The 13,049-nt window shown below is 66.8% G+C and carries 14 protein-coding genes and 1 pseudogene; 3 read left to right on the forward strand and 12 right to left on the reverse strand.

What is annotated here, in order from left to right; genetic code table 11:
- Positions 1 to 109 precede the first annotated feature (109 nt).
- A complete protein-coding gene (locus tag THIX_RS13925) occupies positions 110 to 412 on the forward strand; it encodes a hypothetical protein (protein WP_112486683.1) in 303 nt (100 codons plus the stop codon).
- A 98-nt stretch (positions 413 to 510) separates the two neighbouring features.
- On the opposite strand, the gene THIX_RS23445 is transcribed toward THIX_RS13925, so the two are convergent.
- From THIX_RS23445 to THIX_RS13980, 12 genes are all read right to left on the reverse strand, one after another.
- Positions 511 to 903, reverse strand: a complete 393-nt coding sequence (locus THIX_RS23445; protein WP_158540895.1) for a hypothetical protein — start codon at positions 901 to 903, stop codon at positions 511 to 513.
- A 494-nt stretch (positions 904 to 1,397) separates the two neighbouring features.
- The gene (locus THIX_RS23450; RefSeq protein WP_158540896.1) at positions 1,398 to 1,541 is read right to left on the reverse strand and encodes a hypothetical protein; all 144 of its coding nucleotides are present in this window, start codon (positions 1,539 to 1,541) and stop codon (positions 1,398 to 1,400) included.
- A gap of 12 nt (positions 1,542 to 1,553) precedes the next feature.
- On the reverse strand, positions 1,554 to 2,258 hold the full coding sequence (locus tag THIX_RS13935) for a PspA/IM30 family protein (protein WP_112486685.1): 705 nt from the start codon (positions 2,256 to 2,258) through the stop codon (positions 1,554 to 1,556).
- A 30-nt stretch (positions 2,259 to 2,288) separates the two neighbouring features.
- Positions 2,289 to 3,134: a heavy metal-binding domain-containing protein gene (locus THIX_RS13940; protein WP_199195299.1), complete on the reverse strand. Its 846-nt coding sequence runs from the start codon at positions 3,132 to 3,134 to the stop codon at positions 2,289 to 2,291.
- A 65-nt stretch (positions 3,135 to 3,199) separates the two neighbouring features.
- Positions 3,200 to 4,222, reverse strand: a complete 1,023-nt coding sequence (locus THIX_RS13945; protein ID WP_112486686.1) for a heavy metal-binding domain-containing protein — start codon at positions 4,220 to 4,222, stop codon at positions 3,200 to 3,202.
- A gap of 24 nt (positions 4,223 to 4,246) precedes the next feature.
- Complete coding sequence (locus THIX_RS13950) at positions 4,247 to 4,666, reverse strand: hypothetical protein (RefSeq protein ID WP_112486687.1); 420 nt, start codon at positions 4,664 to 4,666, stop codon at positions 4,247 to 4,249.
- Between the two features lie 72 nt (positions 4,667 to 4,738).
- Positions 4,739 to 7,594 carry an AMP-binding protein gene (locus THIX_RS13955; RefSeq protein WP_112488381.1) on the reverse strand — a complete coding sequence of 952 codons (2,856 nt, stop codon included), beginning with the start codon at positions 7,592 to 7,594 and terminating at the stop codon, positions 4,739 to 4,741.
- A gap of 200 nt (positions 7,595 to 7,794) precedes the next feature.
- Positions 7,795 to 8,613: an anti-sigma factor gene (locus THIX_RS13960; RefSeq protein WP_112486688.1), complete on the reverse strand. Its 819-nt coding sequence runs from the start codon at positions 8,611 to 8,613 to the stop codon at positions 7,795 to 7,797.
- Positions 8,610 to 9,155, reverse strand: coding sequence for a sigma-70 family RNA polymerase sigma factor (locus THIX_RS13965; RefSeq protein WP_112486689.1), 546 nt, complete (start codon positions 9,153 to 9,155; stop codon positions 8,610 to 8,612). The genes THIX_RS13960 and THIX_RS13965 overlap by 4 nt, the downstream gene beginning before the upstream one ends.
- Before the next feature lie 165 nt (positions 9,156 to 9,320).
- Positions 9,321 to 9,785 carry a nuclear transport factor 2 family protein gene (locus THIX_RS13970; RefSeq protein WP_112486690.1) on the reverse strand — a complete coding sequence of 155 codons (465 nt, stop codon included), beginning with the start codon at positions 9,783 to 9,785 and terminating at the stop codon, positions 9,321 to 9,323.
- A gap of 86 nt (positions 9,786 to 9,871) precedes the next feature.
- Positions 9,872 to 10,402: a peptide deformylase gene (gene def / locus THIX_RS13975; protein ID WP_112486691.1), complete on the reverse strand. Its 531-nt coding sequence runs from the start codon at positions 10,400 to 10,402 to the stop codon at positions 9,872 to 9,874.
- A gap of 79 nt (positions 10,403 to 10,481) precedes the next feature.
- Positions 10,482 to 11,144, reverse strand: a complete 663-nt coding sequence (locus THIX_RS13980) for a GntR family transcriptional regulator (protein ID WP_112486692.1) — start codon at positions 11,142 to 11,144, stop codon at positions 10,482 to 10,484.
- 105 nt (positions 11,145 to 11,249) lie between these two features.
- On the opposite strand from THIX_RS13980, the gene mdcA reads away from it, so the two are divergent.
- Both mdcA and THIX_RS13990 read left to right on the forward strand, forming a co-directional pair.
- On the forward strand, positions 11,250 to 12,776 hold the full coding sequence (gene mdcA / locus THIX_RS13985) for a malonate decarboxylase subunit alpha (protein ID WP_256359982.1): 1,527 nt from the start codon (positions 11,250 to 11,252) through the stop codon (positions 12,774 to 12,776).
- Positions 12,745 to 13,033 (forward strand): annotated as a pseudogene (locus THIX_RS13990) (hypothetical protein); the annotation flags it as partial. The gene mdcA and the pseudogene THIX_RS13990, both read left to right, overlap by 32 nt.
- Between the last annotated feature and the right edge of the window lie 16 nt (positions 13,034 to 13,049).

Genomic DNA, 13,049 nt, shown 5'->3' on the forward strand with positions numbered 1-13,049 from the left:
AAAATACCTCTCCTTAATATTCGGCAGACACAGAACAATCCTGACAACTTGATGACGAATCAAGCCCTAATGATTGATATTTCGCAATTTTTCAACCTGGGAGAGTGTCATGAATGTTCAGATCGATACCCCGTTTCTCATCGATGCTGTGGGCATTGCCATCATGATCTATGGCTTCGCCGAAATCGTGATGCTGCGCAGCAAAGTGCCGGGCGGCATGGTGGGCAAGACCTGGAGGGCGCTCACGATGCTGGTCGGCCTGTTCGCACTCGGTTATCTGACGACACCATTCTTCGGGAGCCTGCCTGCCAACGCCATTCGCATGTTCGTCGCCATCATCTTTTTGTTCGGCGCGATCTACGTTGCCATCACGGTGCGGCTGCTGTTTCGCATCATCGAGGAACTGGCCTGAGCCTGGGAGATCCCGCCATGAGACACCCCGTGCAGCCGCATTGGATTTTGGAGAAGACACCGAAAGGCCGTGATGAGGTGGTGTCTCGTGCCCATCATCTACCCCCTCCCATTCGCAGCCTGCTGATCTTGGCCGATGGCCAGCGTCCAGCCCGCGACCTTTTGTCGGCCAGCACAGATCCGTTGCGCGGCCAAGCCAGTTTGTCGATGCTGTTGGACGAAGGTTTTCTCCAGTCCGTGGCCCAGCCCGCAGAGCCGCCCTTGGAATGGGCCGACATCCAGGAATCGGACCGCAAGCCGCGACTCATGGCACTGGTTCGGCAAATGTTCGGCGCTCAGGCCAAACTGCTGCAGAAATTCGAGCTCGCTCAGGACGATCCAGCGTCCCTGAAAGCCGCGATCGATGCGTCCTGCAAGTTCGTCCGCCTTTTCATCGATGGTCCGCAGGCTGATGTCTTCCAGCGACGCGCCTACGCCTTGCTGGACGAGCATCGAACCAGGGTGAACTGAGCATGGCGATTTCTTGTTGTCGGGAGGTCGCCCCGACCACGGTAGCGAGTCATGTGCCGCCCCCAGAGCATGCTCAAGCCCACGAAGCGTGCGCGCTCCAAAAGCCGACATTGCCCACGCCGCAGGTCTTTGCAGATTGACAAGAACGCGAGGCCTTGCTGCAAGTCCTGGTGAAGTTCTCGACGCACCTGGAGCAGACCAACGATCCTTGCGCCGTCTTGCAGCGGCTTTGCAATGATCTCGTCGGCGCCTGTCCGCCTAGGGCATCGAATCCCGGCAAACCCGCGATCTCATGCGTGATATTGGGGTGGATTGGGGGCAAGTCTATTGGTGGAGACAGTCGACCTTGGCCTCTTGATCGAGGTCAAGGCGGCATTGAACCCGTCCACCACGGCGGTGGTCGGGGCGTCATGGGCAGAAGATGAAGCAAAAGGACGGGGCGATACACCAGGCAGGCGCCCTCAAAGTCCCGAACATCACGCATCGGATTTCCGCGCTGGCTTTGGCGGCTTGCTACTGCGCCGCAGTGCCTGGCGCAGCGTCAGCAAGCCGACCGCGGCGAGCACCAAGCCAGCGTAAACGGCGAGCAAGCCATCGACATGCGCGTCGATCCAGTTCATGGCGGACGCCGCTTATTTCGGCGCCGTCATCTCGGCCTTGAGCCTTGCCAGGTCGGCGTCCACGCCGGTGGTGCTGCGCAGCTTGTCGAGTTCCTTTTCGGTGCTGTCGCGCGCGTCCAGCGGATCGCTCAGAATGCCGACCTCGGTCATGCCTTCCATCGCCTCGGCCTTGGCTTGCATTTGGGCCGTTTTGTCCTGCGCGCGGCGCATGGCGTCGCCCGCATCGGCCAGGCCCGTGCCCAGGCCGGAGAGCGATTCCGACACGCCAACTTCGGCGGCAGCGGCGGTCATCTGGGTTTTCATCACCTCTTTCTGGGTACGGAATTGCTCGATGCGATCCTGCAATCGGGTCTCGTAAGCGGTGAGTTTTTCCGCCTGCGTCGCAATGCCGTCGTGTGCCTGTTGCAGCGCGTCGATTTTCTGCAGCGCGGACTGTTTTTCAGCCAGCGCGGCACGGGCCAGGTCTTCGCGCTGGGCCTGCAGCGCCATGCGGGCGTCGGTCTCGGCCTTGTCGCTGTCGCGCTTGGCCGCGGCCATCTGGTTTTCCAGCGAGATGCGCTCGGTGATCACGTCGGCCAAGTGGCGCTTGGTGTCCTGCAACGTGGTGATCATTTTTTCGTAAGACAGGTCCAGGGTCTGCGCCGGATCGTCGGCGCGGTTGAGAAAGGTGTTGACCCTGGCTTCCAGAATTTCGGCGGCGTGTTTGAACATGGACATGGTGATTTCTCCTGAGCGGTTGAGCGGGCTTCAGTCATTGACTGGAATGACGAGTTGGGGATTGAGCGCATCCACCATGGCGTCGGCCTTGGCCATCGCCTTCACCGCCGTGCCGATGGCAAAGAACTCGATGACATGCGGCTGCCAGTTGTGCGAGCCTTCGTGCAACTGCACCCCGGTGACGCCATCGGCCTGCGCCGCCGCAGCCTCGTGCTGCATGCGCTCCATCGCCAGTTCGCGGGCGTCGTACATGGCCTGGGTGAACTGCCCCAGCTCGACGTTGTTGCCGATATTGCCGAGCGAGCGCAGCGCGCCCTGGTGGGCGACGTGATAGACGCAGGAGCCCATCACCATTTCCATCGGCCGGTAGCCGGACTTGAGCAGCATCCAGAAGTCCTGGCCCGACAGGTCGGAGGTGAAAGGTTTGCCACCCACGCCCTTGAAGCCGGGATCGCCGGTGCGGTGCGCAATGGCCGTGCCGATGGCCATGAACTCCAGAATGTCCTTGTCCCACTCCATACGCTTGACCTCCAGCCGCAGGCCGACCACGCCGTCGGCCCGCAGCAGGATGGCCTCTTGCTCCATGCGGCTCATGGCCAGTTCGCGCGCCTGGTACATGGCTTGCGACAGCACGTCCATTTCCATGTTCGTCGACCATTGGCCGTACTGGATGCCGAGGTGGTAGACGCAGGAACCGACCACCAGGCCGAGCGGCTCGAAGCCGGCCTGGCGCACCATGACGAATTCATTCACCGACAGGTCGGAGGTGAAGATGCCTTCGTGGCTTCCCTGGGAGCGCAAGCCTTTGAGGCGCTCGACGGCATGCGGGGCGAGTTGCTCGGCGGCTTGTTCTACGGGTTCGGTCATATCGGTCATGATGGGTCGTCCTGGTGGAATGGAGGCTATGAAGGCTGGGGTCGAGGTTGTGGTCAAGGCTGGATTCAAGGTTGAGCCGGTGGGGCTTCGAGTTGGCGGTCGGCCAGACTGAACGTCGGCGTCAGGCTGGCCTTGGGCGGGCGGTCGCGGTCGTAAGCCACGGCCGTGCCGATGGCGATGTGGCGGCAGAGGTAGCGCGGCGGCTCCTCGTTGCCGCCCTCTTCGCGGAACAACTCGGAATACTGCGTGTGCGCCAGCACCGAGGCCTGCAGGCGCTGGCCGTCGCTGCGCAAATGCTCCAGCGCGCTGCGCCGCACATGCTGCTGAAAGGCCGAGAGGTCGGTGAGTTCCGCATTCATCCAGGGATTGCCGACGCCACCGTTGCCATAACCGCTGCCATAGCCAGGCCCGGGCCTCAAACCCTGTTGGCCATAAGGGGCAAAGCTTGCATAGGACTGCGCCCCGGCGATGTACCAATCGAAGTGGGCGCCGATGGCGATGCCCACCGGCACCGCGCCATCGTCCAGCAGGCGCACGAAATGCAGCGCCGACACCGTGGCCAGCGCCGGCTCGATCGACGGCGGCAGGCCGCGGACGCGCACCGCGGTGCCGCTCAGGGCATAGTCCATGTCGGTCGGGTTCTGCCCGCGCTGCCCGTGGAGCTGCACGTCCACCACGGCATTCGCGCCCAGGAGCGTGGCTTCCAGGCGCAGGCGGTCGATGGCCTGGTGCCAGCCGTCGACCTGCCCGTCGGACCAGGAGTAGCCGAAGTGGTACCAGCAATTGCCCGTGACCGTGCCCACGGGCTCGATGCCGTGGCTGCGTTGCGCCAGCATCTCGGCCGGGGTCGCGGTGCTGATCCAGGGCAGCTCGCGCCGCGCCGTGGCGCCCAACCTCGCCTTGACGAAGGCGGGCAGGTCGGCATGCGGCAGGGCGTCGGCCCAGGCTTGTTGCCGCGCCACTTCGTCGGGCGTGAGGCCGCGCGGCGCAACCAGGCCGTGGGCGGTGGCGGTCAGCCCGTCCACCGCATGCCGCGCGTCCTGCGCCACGTCCTCGACGCGTTTCTTGAGTTGATCCCAGATCGACATGCGGCTCTCCTGTGGTGTGCGGGTTCAGTTCATCAAAAAATCGTGCAGCGACTGGCTGGCGCGCTGCAACTCGCCGGACTGCGAGAACAAGGCGGCAAGCAGGTTTTCCATCCATGCCGCCAGACTCAGCTCCTCGCGCTTGAGGATGACGCCGCCCACCACCCTGGCACGCTGCGTGCGCACGCCTGAGGGCTGTTTGTCGAGCAGGTAATGGAAATCCTCGGTCCGCACCACGATGCTCTGCACATGGCTGGCCTTGGCGAACAGGCCGTCGCGCTTGCGCACGACGTCCACCTGCCCCGGAAGGTCGCCCTCCAGGCGCGCGGCCAGGCCTTCGACGAAGGCCTGGATGTCGGCCGTGGAACGACGGATCCAGGCGGTTTGCAGATCGATCTTGCTGGCGTCGTTCGCCCCGGGGTCATTGGGATTTGCGGTGTCGGTCATGGACTGGTGCGGCGGTTGAGCTTGCGCTGGAGAGGGATTCGTTGGGTGAGGCAGCAGCGGCGGCGAGAGCCATCACGGGGTTGCGCCGACGGCAGCGCCCTCCCCCTTCTCGCCCAGGCGCTGCGACATCGCCGCACGCGCCGCGTCGCGCAGCGCCACGGCGGCGGCGAAGGGTTCGGCCGGCGCTTGGGCGGCGCGAATCGGCGCGTCGAAGTCGAGTTGGACGGGGTGGTGATGCGGCAGGCGCTCGCCATCGCCCAATACCTCGCGGGTACCCTGCAGGGTGGCGGGAACCACGGCGATGCGCGCCTGCACCGCGGTCTCAAAGGGACCGAGGTGAAAGCCCAGCAGGCCCGGCTCGGGCCGGAACGTACCTTCCGGAAACACGCAGAGCGACACGCCCCGCGTTGCCAGCTCGGTCAGGCGGCGGGCATCGGCCACGCTGCGTTGCGCGTCGAAGCGCTCGACGAACACCGTGCCGAGCCTCCGCAGAAAAATGCGCACCGCCGGATGGCGCAGCAGTTCGCGCTTGGCGACGAAGCGGTGCGGCGCCGGCAGCGCCGCCAGCAGCATCAGCGCGTCGAGGTCGCTGGCATGGTTGGCGACGACGAGATGCGTTTGCAGCGGCACGGCCTCCAGCCCGCGCACGCGCAGCTTCAACCCGGTGCCGCGCAGCAGCAGGCGTGCCGCAACCCGCGCCCGCGCCCAGGCGCGCGCCGGGTCCGGCGCCAGCGCCACGGCCAGCCAGGCTGGTGGCGCCAGCAGCGCGAACACCAGCCAGAACCAGGCGGCGTAAGCCATGTGGCCAGCCTGCGCGGTGGCTTGGCGGCCGCGCAGCGCCGCGGCGTTCCAGCCCAGGCTGGCGAACTGCCGCCACACCGGGCGCGAATGGGCGCCGATGCCGCCACGCTCGAACACCTCGCGCGTGGCGGCGCGGCGCAGCTTGCCGCTGGAGGTTTTGCGCACCGTATGCGGCGGCGCCAGCACCACGGTGTCGGCCGGTTCGCCGAGCACGTCGACGACGCGCTGCTGCACCGCTTCGCGCAGCCGCGCGCGTGCCTGCGGACCGCTTTCGCGGGTTTCGGCCAGCAGCACCAGGCGCTCGGTGCCGCTGATGGGGTCGGCGCTGCCGAAGGCCACCACGCAGCCTTTGCGCACGCCCGGAAGCTCGCCAACGGCCTGCTCGATCTCGTGCGGGTAGAGGTGGCGACCGCCACGGATGATGATGTCTTTCACCCGCCCGGTGATGTAGATCTCACCCTCGGCACGGTAAGCGCGGTCGCCGCTGTCGAGCCAGCCGTCGTGCATCAGCTTGCGGGTCTCGTCAGGCCTGCGGTAGTAGCCGGCCGTGGCCGACGGACCCTGGAATTCCAGCCGGCCTTCGACGCGCTCGGGCACCTTGACGCCGGCGGCGTCCACCAGGCGCACGCGGTGCCCGGGGAGCGGATGGCCGCAGGCAACGAAGCGCAATGCATGCGGGTCGTGGTAGACGGCGGGCTGGGCGCGGTGCTCGCGCTCGAACACGGCGCGGTCGATGAAGTCCACCAGCGGCATGTGCTCCGGCTTTGAGATCAGCAGCGCCACGGTGGACTCGGCCAGGCCGTACACCGGGGTCATGGCCTGCGGCCGCAGGCCATGCGCGGCGAAGCGCTCGGCGAAGCGGGTGACGGTTTCCGGGCTCACGGGCTCGGCGCCGTTGGCGGCGACGCGCAGGCTGCTGAGATCGAGCCCGTCGATGTCCTGCGGGCGCACATGGCGCAGGCACAGTTCGTAGGCGAAATTGGGTGCCGCGGTGTGGGTGCCGTGGTGGCGGTGGATGGCCCACAGCCAGTCCTGCGGGCGCAGCAAAAACGCCAGCGGCGACATCACCACCAGGCGGTTGCCGGTGTACAGGCTGCACAGCCAGGCGCCGATCAGACCCATGTCGTGGTACAGCGGCAGCCAGCTGACGAACACGTCGGCGGCGGTGAGTTGCAGCACTTCGCCGATGGCGCGGATATTCGCCAGCAGATTGGCATGGGTGAGCGCCACGCCCTTCGGGTCGCCGGTGCTGCCGGAGGTGTACTGGATGAAGGCGATGTCACCCGCCAGCACCGGCACCGGCTGCCACGCCGGAAGGCTCTGCGTCGCGGGCTGCGGCGTGATGACCTGGCGCAGGCCGGGCACCAGGGCTTCGAGCAAATGCGCCACGGGCATCGCCTCGGCCACCGTGATCAGCACCTGGGTGCGTGCATTGGCCAGGATGCGGGCATGGCGCCGGACATGGTCTTCGATTTGCGACAAGCGCGTGGGCGGATAAATCGGCACCGGCACCGCTCCGGCCAGCAGGATGCCGAAGTAGCTGAAAAAGTAATCGGCGCAGGTCGGCAGCATGATGGCCACGGTCTGCTGCGGCGTCACCCCCAGCTGCTGCAGCCGCGCCGCCACCGTGCGGGCACCGCGCAGCAGCTCGGCATAGGTGAACGGGGTTTCACCCGTGTCGGACAGCAGCACCAGTTGGATGCGGTCGGGGTGGCGCTGGACATGCCAGTCCAGCATCTCGAGCAGCGTCGTGGCGTGGACCGGGCGGTCGGCGGGGTCTTGCGTTGCCTCTTGCGTTGCCGAATGGACACGGGCCAGGGGCGCAGCCTGGTTGGGGGCTGACTGCAGGGCGGCCAGCAAATCACGCGGGGTTTGCGCCTGGGCGAGCAGCGCCTCGGGCAGGCGTCGGCCGAACGCACGCTCGATGCGCATCAGCAACTCCACCCGCGCCAGGCTGTCGAGGCCCAGGTCGCGGTCGAGCACCGTGTCGAGGTCCACCGCCACCGGTTTGGCCGACTGCCGGTTCAATTCCAGATAGGTTTCGCGCACCAGGCCCAGCAGTCTGGCTGGCACGTCTCCGCCACCGGCGGTCGACAAGACTCCGGCGGGCGTCAGCGTGTGGTTCATGGCCATCTCCCCTCGAGTCGCTCCGGCACAGGTGTGCAAGAACACGAACACGCACCTGCCGATCCCATTTCTGGCAGGTCTATTGAAGTGTGATCAAAACTCGGGGATAAAGTGCGGGATGGTCGAAGACCTTAAGCCTGGCGCAAGAATGCAGCCCCGCCGGATGGGAACTGTCGGCCCGGTGGGATGAATGCGCCAGTTCAGGACATCGGCCGCGCAGCGGGCTGTGCCTGCGGTGCCCGCGGGGCGTAGCGCTGGTACAGCACTTTGGCGGCCTGCAGCATTTGCGCCCGCGGCAACTCGCCGGTGAGGGCGTAACCCCAGTCGCGGTCCACCCAGTAGAAGGTGGAGGTGCCGTCGTGGTCGACGATGCGAAAACCGGTTTCGGCCGTGGGCTTGGCCATGGCGCGCAGGAAAACGGTGATGCGCTTGCCCTGCGCATCCTGGTACATGAGCTGGGCTGCGGGTTTGTCGGGCATGCCGGGCAGCAGGCGCCCGCCCATCAGCACCAGGCCACCGGGCAAGGCGTCGGGCGCGACGATGGCGCGATTGAGCCGGCGCGACAGCCAGGTGGTGAGGTCGCTGCCGTTGCGCACTTCCACCGGGCGGCGCGGGTCGGGGGTGTAGACGGCGTAGGCGAGTTCGGCCTGTCGCACGAAGTGCATGGTGCCTTCGTCCTGCGCCTGCGCCACCACGGCTTGCGGCTGCGGCATGAAGCTGCGCGTGGCCAGGCTGCCGGCCAGCGCGCCCACGCCCAGCCACAGCGCCACCGAGGCGGCCTGCGCCCAATGCCGCGCCGGCGGCGCCGGGCGCAGCAGCAGACGCGCGGGCACGGGGTCGTCCAGCAGCGGGTCGAACGCGTCGCGCAAGGCTTGGCGCTGCGCCTGCAGCGCGGCGACCTCGGCAGCGAGCGCAGGGTCTTGCGCGCACCACTGCTCGACTTCGGCGCGGTGGGGGGATGCGAGCTGGCCATCGACATAAGCCATGAGGGTGTCGCGGTCGGGGCGCGGTGCGCTCATCCCAAACTCCTTTGTCCTTCGATCACGCGCAGCGGTGGCCGCGCGGCGGATGCCTCGCCGTCGGTGAGCGCGCGCAACTGGCTGCGCGCGCGCGACAGGCGCGACATGACGGTGCCGATGGGGACGCCCAGGGCGCGCGCGGCGTCGGCATAGCTCAAGTCTTCCACCGCGACCAGCAGCAGCGCCTCACGCAGCGGCACCGACAGGTGTTGCAAGGCGGCAATCATGTCCAGCGCCTGCAGGTGAAGTTCCTGGGTGGCGGCCTGGGCGGGATGCAGGGCCTCGGGCAGATCGTCCAGCGCCTCGGGCGCGCCGACACCGCCGCGCACCGCGCATTGGTCGATGAACAGGTTGTGCATGATGGAAAACAGCCAGGGCCGCACACTGCCCACCCCGCGCCACAACAGCCACTTGCTGAAGGCACGCTCCAGCGTGTCCTGCACCAGGTCGTCCGCATCGGCCATGCGGCCGCCATGCAGCACCCTGGCGTAGCGCCGCAGGTGCGGAATCTGCTCGGTCAGCAGGCGGTGGCGGTCAAGCATCGGTCATGGGACAAGAAAAAAGCAAAGTATGAGCACCCTACGTTGGACTGCCGCGAGGGTGCCGCCCCCTGGGGTCAGCACACCTCGGAGCGATCTCTGTGTTCCGCTCCCGAGTTCTCTCTTGACCCCCTCGGGGGGAGTCCGCTGGCGGACTGCTGGGGGCGCTCAATACCCAGCAGGCTTGGCGGCGAGTTTGGGGTCGATTTGCCAGATTTCATCGACCAGCTTGCCATCACGGTAAGTGAGCACATAGCGTACCGGCACCGTGGCCTTGCCCTTGAACACCACGTCGGCGGTCACCGTGGCGCCCTTGGGATTGGCGGCTTCCTGCAGATGGCCGATATCGGCCTTCAGCGGGCCGTTGGCCTTGGCGAACTTGGTCCAGGCTTCCTTGATGCCGTCCATCGACGCATAGCGCCCGTCGAGCGGGCCGCCCACCCATTCGAGCAGCGCATTCGGGCCGTAGCCGGCGGTGATGGCGTCGACATTGCCGGCGGCAATCGCCTCGATGCGGGCTTTGGCGGCCTCGGCCGGGGTTTCGGCCCAGGCCGTGCTGGCGGCGAAAGCCGCGGCGAGCGCCAAGGCGGCAGCGGCAAGGCGTGGGGTGTGGCGGGCTTGCAGGATGGTCATCGGTCACTCCATGAGGGTTGGGAATACCTGCATGGACGGCAGGGGCGCAGGTTTATTCCAGGCCCCTGCCAAAAACACCCAAGCCCTCAATCCGCCGGCAAATTCGGGACGTCCAGCACATCGAGAAAACCGAAACGGGTGAAGTCGAGCATGCGCATGGGGTAGAGCTTGCCGATGAGGTGGTCGCACTCATGCTGCACCACGCGCGCATGAAAACCATGCACCGTGCGGTCGATGGGCTGGCCGTGCTGATCGAAGCCGGTGTAGCGGATGCTGGCATGGCGCGGCACCACGCCGCGCAGCCCCGGCACCGACAGGCAACCCTCCCAGGCCTCTTCCTGCGCATCCGACAACGATGTGATCTGCGGATTGCACAGCACCGTGAACGGCACCTCGGGCGCGTCCGGGTAGCGCGCGTTGTGGGTGAAGCCGAAGATCACCACCGCCAGATCGACCCCGATCTGCGGCGCAGCAAGCCCGGCACCGTCGGCCGCCTTCATGGTGTCGATCAAGTCCACGACCAGCGCGTGCAACTCCGGTGTGTCGAACGTCTGCACGGGTGGCGCCACACGCAGCAGGCGGGCATCGCCCATTTTCAGAATGTCTCGAACAGCCATGGCAAACCTCCTCGATCGGTCCTTGAGGCTACGTTTTCCGGGGGCAGGGCTTCTGGCCCCGAAGCTTGGAAAGCACTCGCTAGGCGGGCAGTTGCGCCAGCGCGGCCATCAGGTCGGCGAAGCGCTCGCCCTGGACCATGACATGCCGGCGCAGGGCCTGCGCGGCGCGCTCGCCGTCGCCGGCCTGGATGGCGTCGACGACGGCCTGGTGCTCGCTGTAGGACGCCTGCAGCCGGCCCTTGACGCGCAATTGCAGGCGCCGGTAGGGGCGCAGCCTGCGATGCAGCGTCGTGGCCTGTTCGCACAGGAAGCCGCTGTGGCTGCCGGCGTAGATCTGGTGATGGAAGGTTTCGTTGAGGTGGTAGTAGGCATCGGCGTCGCCGGCGTTGCGCGCGGCCTCGCAGGCCAGGTGCGCGGCTTCCAGCGCGGCCAGTGCCTCGGCCGGCATGCGCCGGGCGGCATGCCGCCCGCACATGGCCTCAAGCTCGGCCATGACCTCGAACATCTCGATCAGGCGCTGCGGGCCGAGCTGGGCCACGGCGGCGCCGCGCCGGTGCCGGATGTCGACCATGCCGGCCGATGCCAACTGCATCAGTGCCTCGCGCACCGGCGTGCGCGACACGCCGAAGCGCTGCGTCAGCTCGGCTTCGTCCAGCGGCGCCCCGGGGGGCAGTTCGCCAGTCGCGATGTCCTCTTCAATGGACTCGCGCAGCCGGTCGGCGAGGGAAAGACTCTTGTCCATGCGCCAATACTACTTGGACTTGGAACGACACGGTGGATGTGTTTTGTGTACTGGTAAACCCAAAATTACGCATGCAATGCAATCAAATAAAAATACAAAAACAAATTGGGGTTGCTGCTGATGCCGGGCGACCGCGTCGCGCTCGAAGGCAACAACCAGAAGCAGGCGGACTTCCTCTGGCGCAGCCTGGCGCAGGTCGATGCCCGCCGCGTGCACGATCTGCACCTGTTGATTTCGAGCATCAGCCGACCCGAGCACCTGACGCTGTTTGAGCGCGGCATCGCGCGGCGGGTGGATTTCGCCTTTGCGGGGCCGCAGAGTTTGCGCGTGGCCCAACTGCTGGAGGACGGCAAGCTGGAGATCGGCGCGATTCACACCTATGTCGAGCTTTACGCGCGCATGTTCATCGACCTGACGCCGCACGTGGCGCTGGTTTGCGCCGAGAAGGCCGACGCGCAGGGCAACCTCTACACCGGGCCGAACACCGAGGACACGCCCACCCTCGTCGAGGCCGCCGCATTCCGGCAGGGCATCGTCATCGCCCAGGTCAACGAGATCGTGGACGCGCTGCCGCGCGTGGACATCCCCGGCTCGTGGGTGGACTTCGTCGTGGTCGCGGACCGTCCCTTCGCCATCGAGCCGCTGTTCACGCGCGATCCGCGCCACATCACCGACTTGCAGGTGCTCATGGGGATGATGGCCATCCGCGGCATCTACGAACGCTACCAGGTCACCTCCTTGAACCATGGCATCGGATACGACACCGCCGCGATCGAACTGCTGCTGCCGACCTATGGCGCATCGCTCGGGCTGAAGGGCAGGATCTGCCGCAACTGGGCGCTCAACCCGCATCCCACGCTGATTCCGGCGATCGAGAGCGGCTGGGTGCAGAGCGTGCATTGCTTTGGCAGCGAAGTCGGCATGGAAAACTACGTTGCCGCCCGTTCCGACGTGTTCTTCATCGGCCGCGACGGCTCGATGCGCTCGAACCGCGTGCTGTGTCAACTGGCGGGCCAATACGGGGTGGACCTGTTCATCGGCTCGACCTTGCAGATGGACGCCGACGCCAATGCTTCGACCGTGACGCTGGGGCGGCTGACGGGCTTCGGCGGCGCGCCCAACATGGGGCACGACCCGCGTGGGCGCCGCCATCCCTCCCCCGCCTGGCTGTCGCTGATCACCGCCGACGCGCCGGTTGTCCGGGGGCGCAAGCTGGTGGTGCAACTGGTCGAGACGTACCAGAAAGGCGGCGTGCCGGCGCTGGTGGATGCGCTGGACGCCATCGCGGTCGGGGAAAAGAGCGGGATGCCGATCGCGCCCATCATGATCTACGGCGACGACGTCACGCATGTGGTGACCGAAGAGGGCATCGCCTACTTGTACAAGGCGCAGGGCCAGGAGGAGCGGCGTGCCGCGCTGGCGGCGATCGCCGGCGTCACGCCCATCGGCCAGCGCTCGGACGCTGCCGTGGCGCGCAACCTTCACGCGCGCGGCATCGTCGCCTATCCGGCCGACCTCGGCGTCAGTCCGCTGCAGGCCAAGCGCTCCTTGCTGGCGGCGCGCAGCATCGAGGACCTGGTGGACTGGTCGGGCGGCCTGTATCAACCGCCCTCACGGTTCCAGAACCGGTGAGACTGCGCATGCTGCGCTCGGCGCAGGCGCTTCGCCTGCCCTTCGCCGACATGGCGCGCGCGGCACCCTGGACGGCCATGCCGCCGTGGCGCTGTCCATCGAAGGCGCATTCCAGGGCGGCAGCATCGGCGAAGTTCTCCGGTGCCAAGATCGCCGGCGCGCCGGAACTGGCCTTGCGCGACTGCGAGGCCGGCCGCCCCGTGCGGCCCCTGTTGCTGCTGGAGACCGGCGGCGCGCGCCTGCAGGAAGCCAACCTACCAGCCCGCTCCAACC

It is taken from the genome of Thiomonas sp. X19 (assembly GCF_900089495.1).
Classification (GTDB): Bacteria; Pseudomonadota; Gammaproteobacteria; order Burkholderiales; family Burkholderiaceae_C; genus Thiomonas_A.

Excerpts from the sequence above, each read along its gene's own strand:
- THIX_RS13925 (WP_112486683.1), top strand. The coding sequence starts at position 110 with ATGAATGTTCAGATCGATACCCCGTTTCTCATCGATGCTGTGGGCATT.
- THIX_RS23445 (WP_158540895.1), bottom strand. The coding sequence starts at position 903 with ATGCTCGTCCAGCAAGGCGTAGGCGCGTCGCTGGAAGACATCAGCCTG.
- THIX_RS23450 (WP_158540896.1), bottom strand. The coding sequence starts at position 1,541 with ATGAACTGGATCGACGCGCATGTCGATGGCTTGCTCGCCGTTTACGCT.
- THIX_RS13935 (WP_112486685.1), bottom strand. The coding sequence starts at position 2,258 with ATGTCCATGTTCAAACACGCCGCCGAAATTCTGGAAGCCAGGGTCAAC.
- THIX_RS13940 (WP_199195299.1), bottom strand. The coding sequence starts at position 3,134 with ATGACCGATATGACCGAACCCGTAGAACAAGCCGCCGAGCAACTCGCC.
- THIX_RS13945 (WP_112486686.1), bottom strand. The coding sequence starts at position 4,222 with ATGTCGATCTGGGATCAACTCAAGAAACGCGTCGAGGACGTGGCGCAG.
- THIX_RS13950 (WP_112486687.1), bottom strand. The coding sequence starts at position 4,666 with ATGACCGACACCGCAAATCCCAATGACCCCGGGGCGAACGACGCCAGC.
- THIX_RS13955 (WP_112488381.1), bottom strand. The coding sequence starts at position 7,594 with ATGAACCACACGCTGACGCCCGCCGGAGTCTTGTCGACCGCCGGTGGC.
- THIX_RS13960 (WP_112486688.1), bottom strand. The coding sequence starts at position 8,613 with ATGAGCGCACCGCGCCCCGACCGCGACACCCTCATGGCTTATGTCGAT.
- THIX_RS13965 (WP_112486689.1), bottom strand. The coding sequence starts at position 9,155 with ATGCTTGACCGCCACCGCCTGCTGACCGAGCAGATTCCGCACCTGCGG.
- THIX_RS13970 (WP_112486690.1), bottom strand. The coding sequence starts at position 9,785 with ATGACCATCCTGCAAGCCCGCCACACCCCACGCCTTGCCGCTGCCGCC.
- def (WP_112486691.1), bottom strand. The coding sequence starts at position 10,402 with ATGGCTGTTCGAGACATTCTGAAAATGGGCGATGCCCGCCTGCTGCGT.
- THIX_RS13980 (WP_112486692.1), bottom strand. The coding sequence starts at position 11,144 with ATGGACAAGAGTCTTTCCCTCGCCGACCGGCTGCGCGAGTCCATTGAA.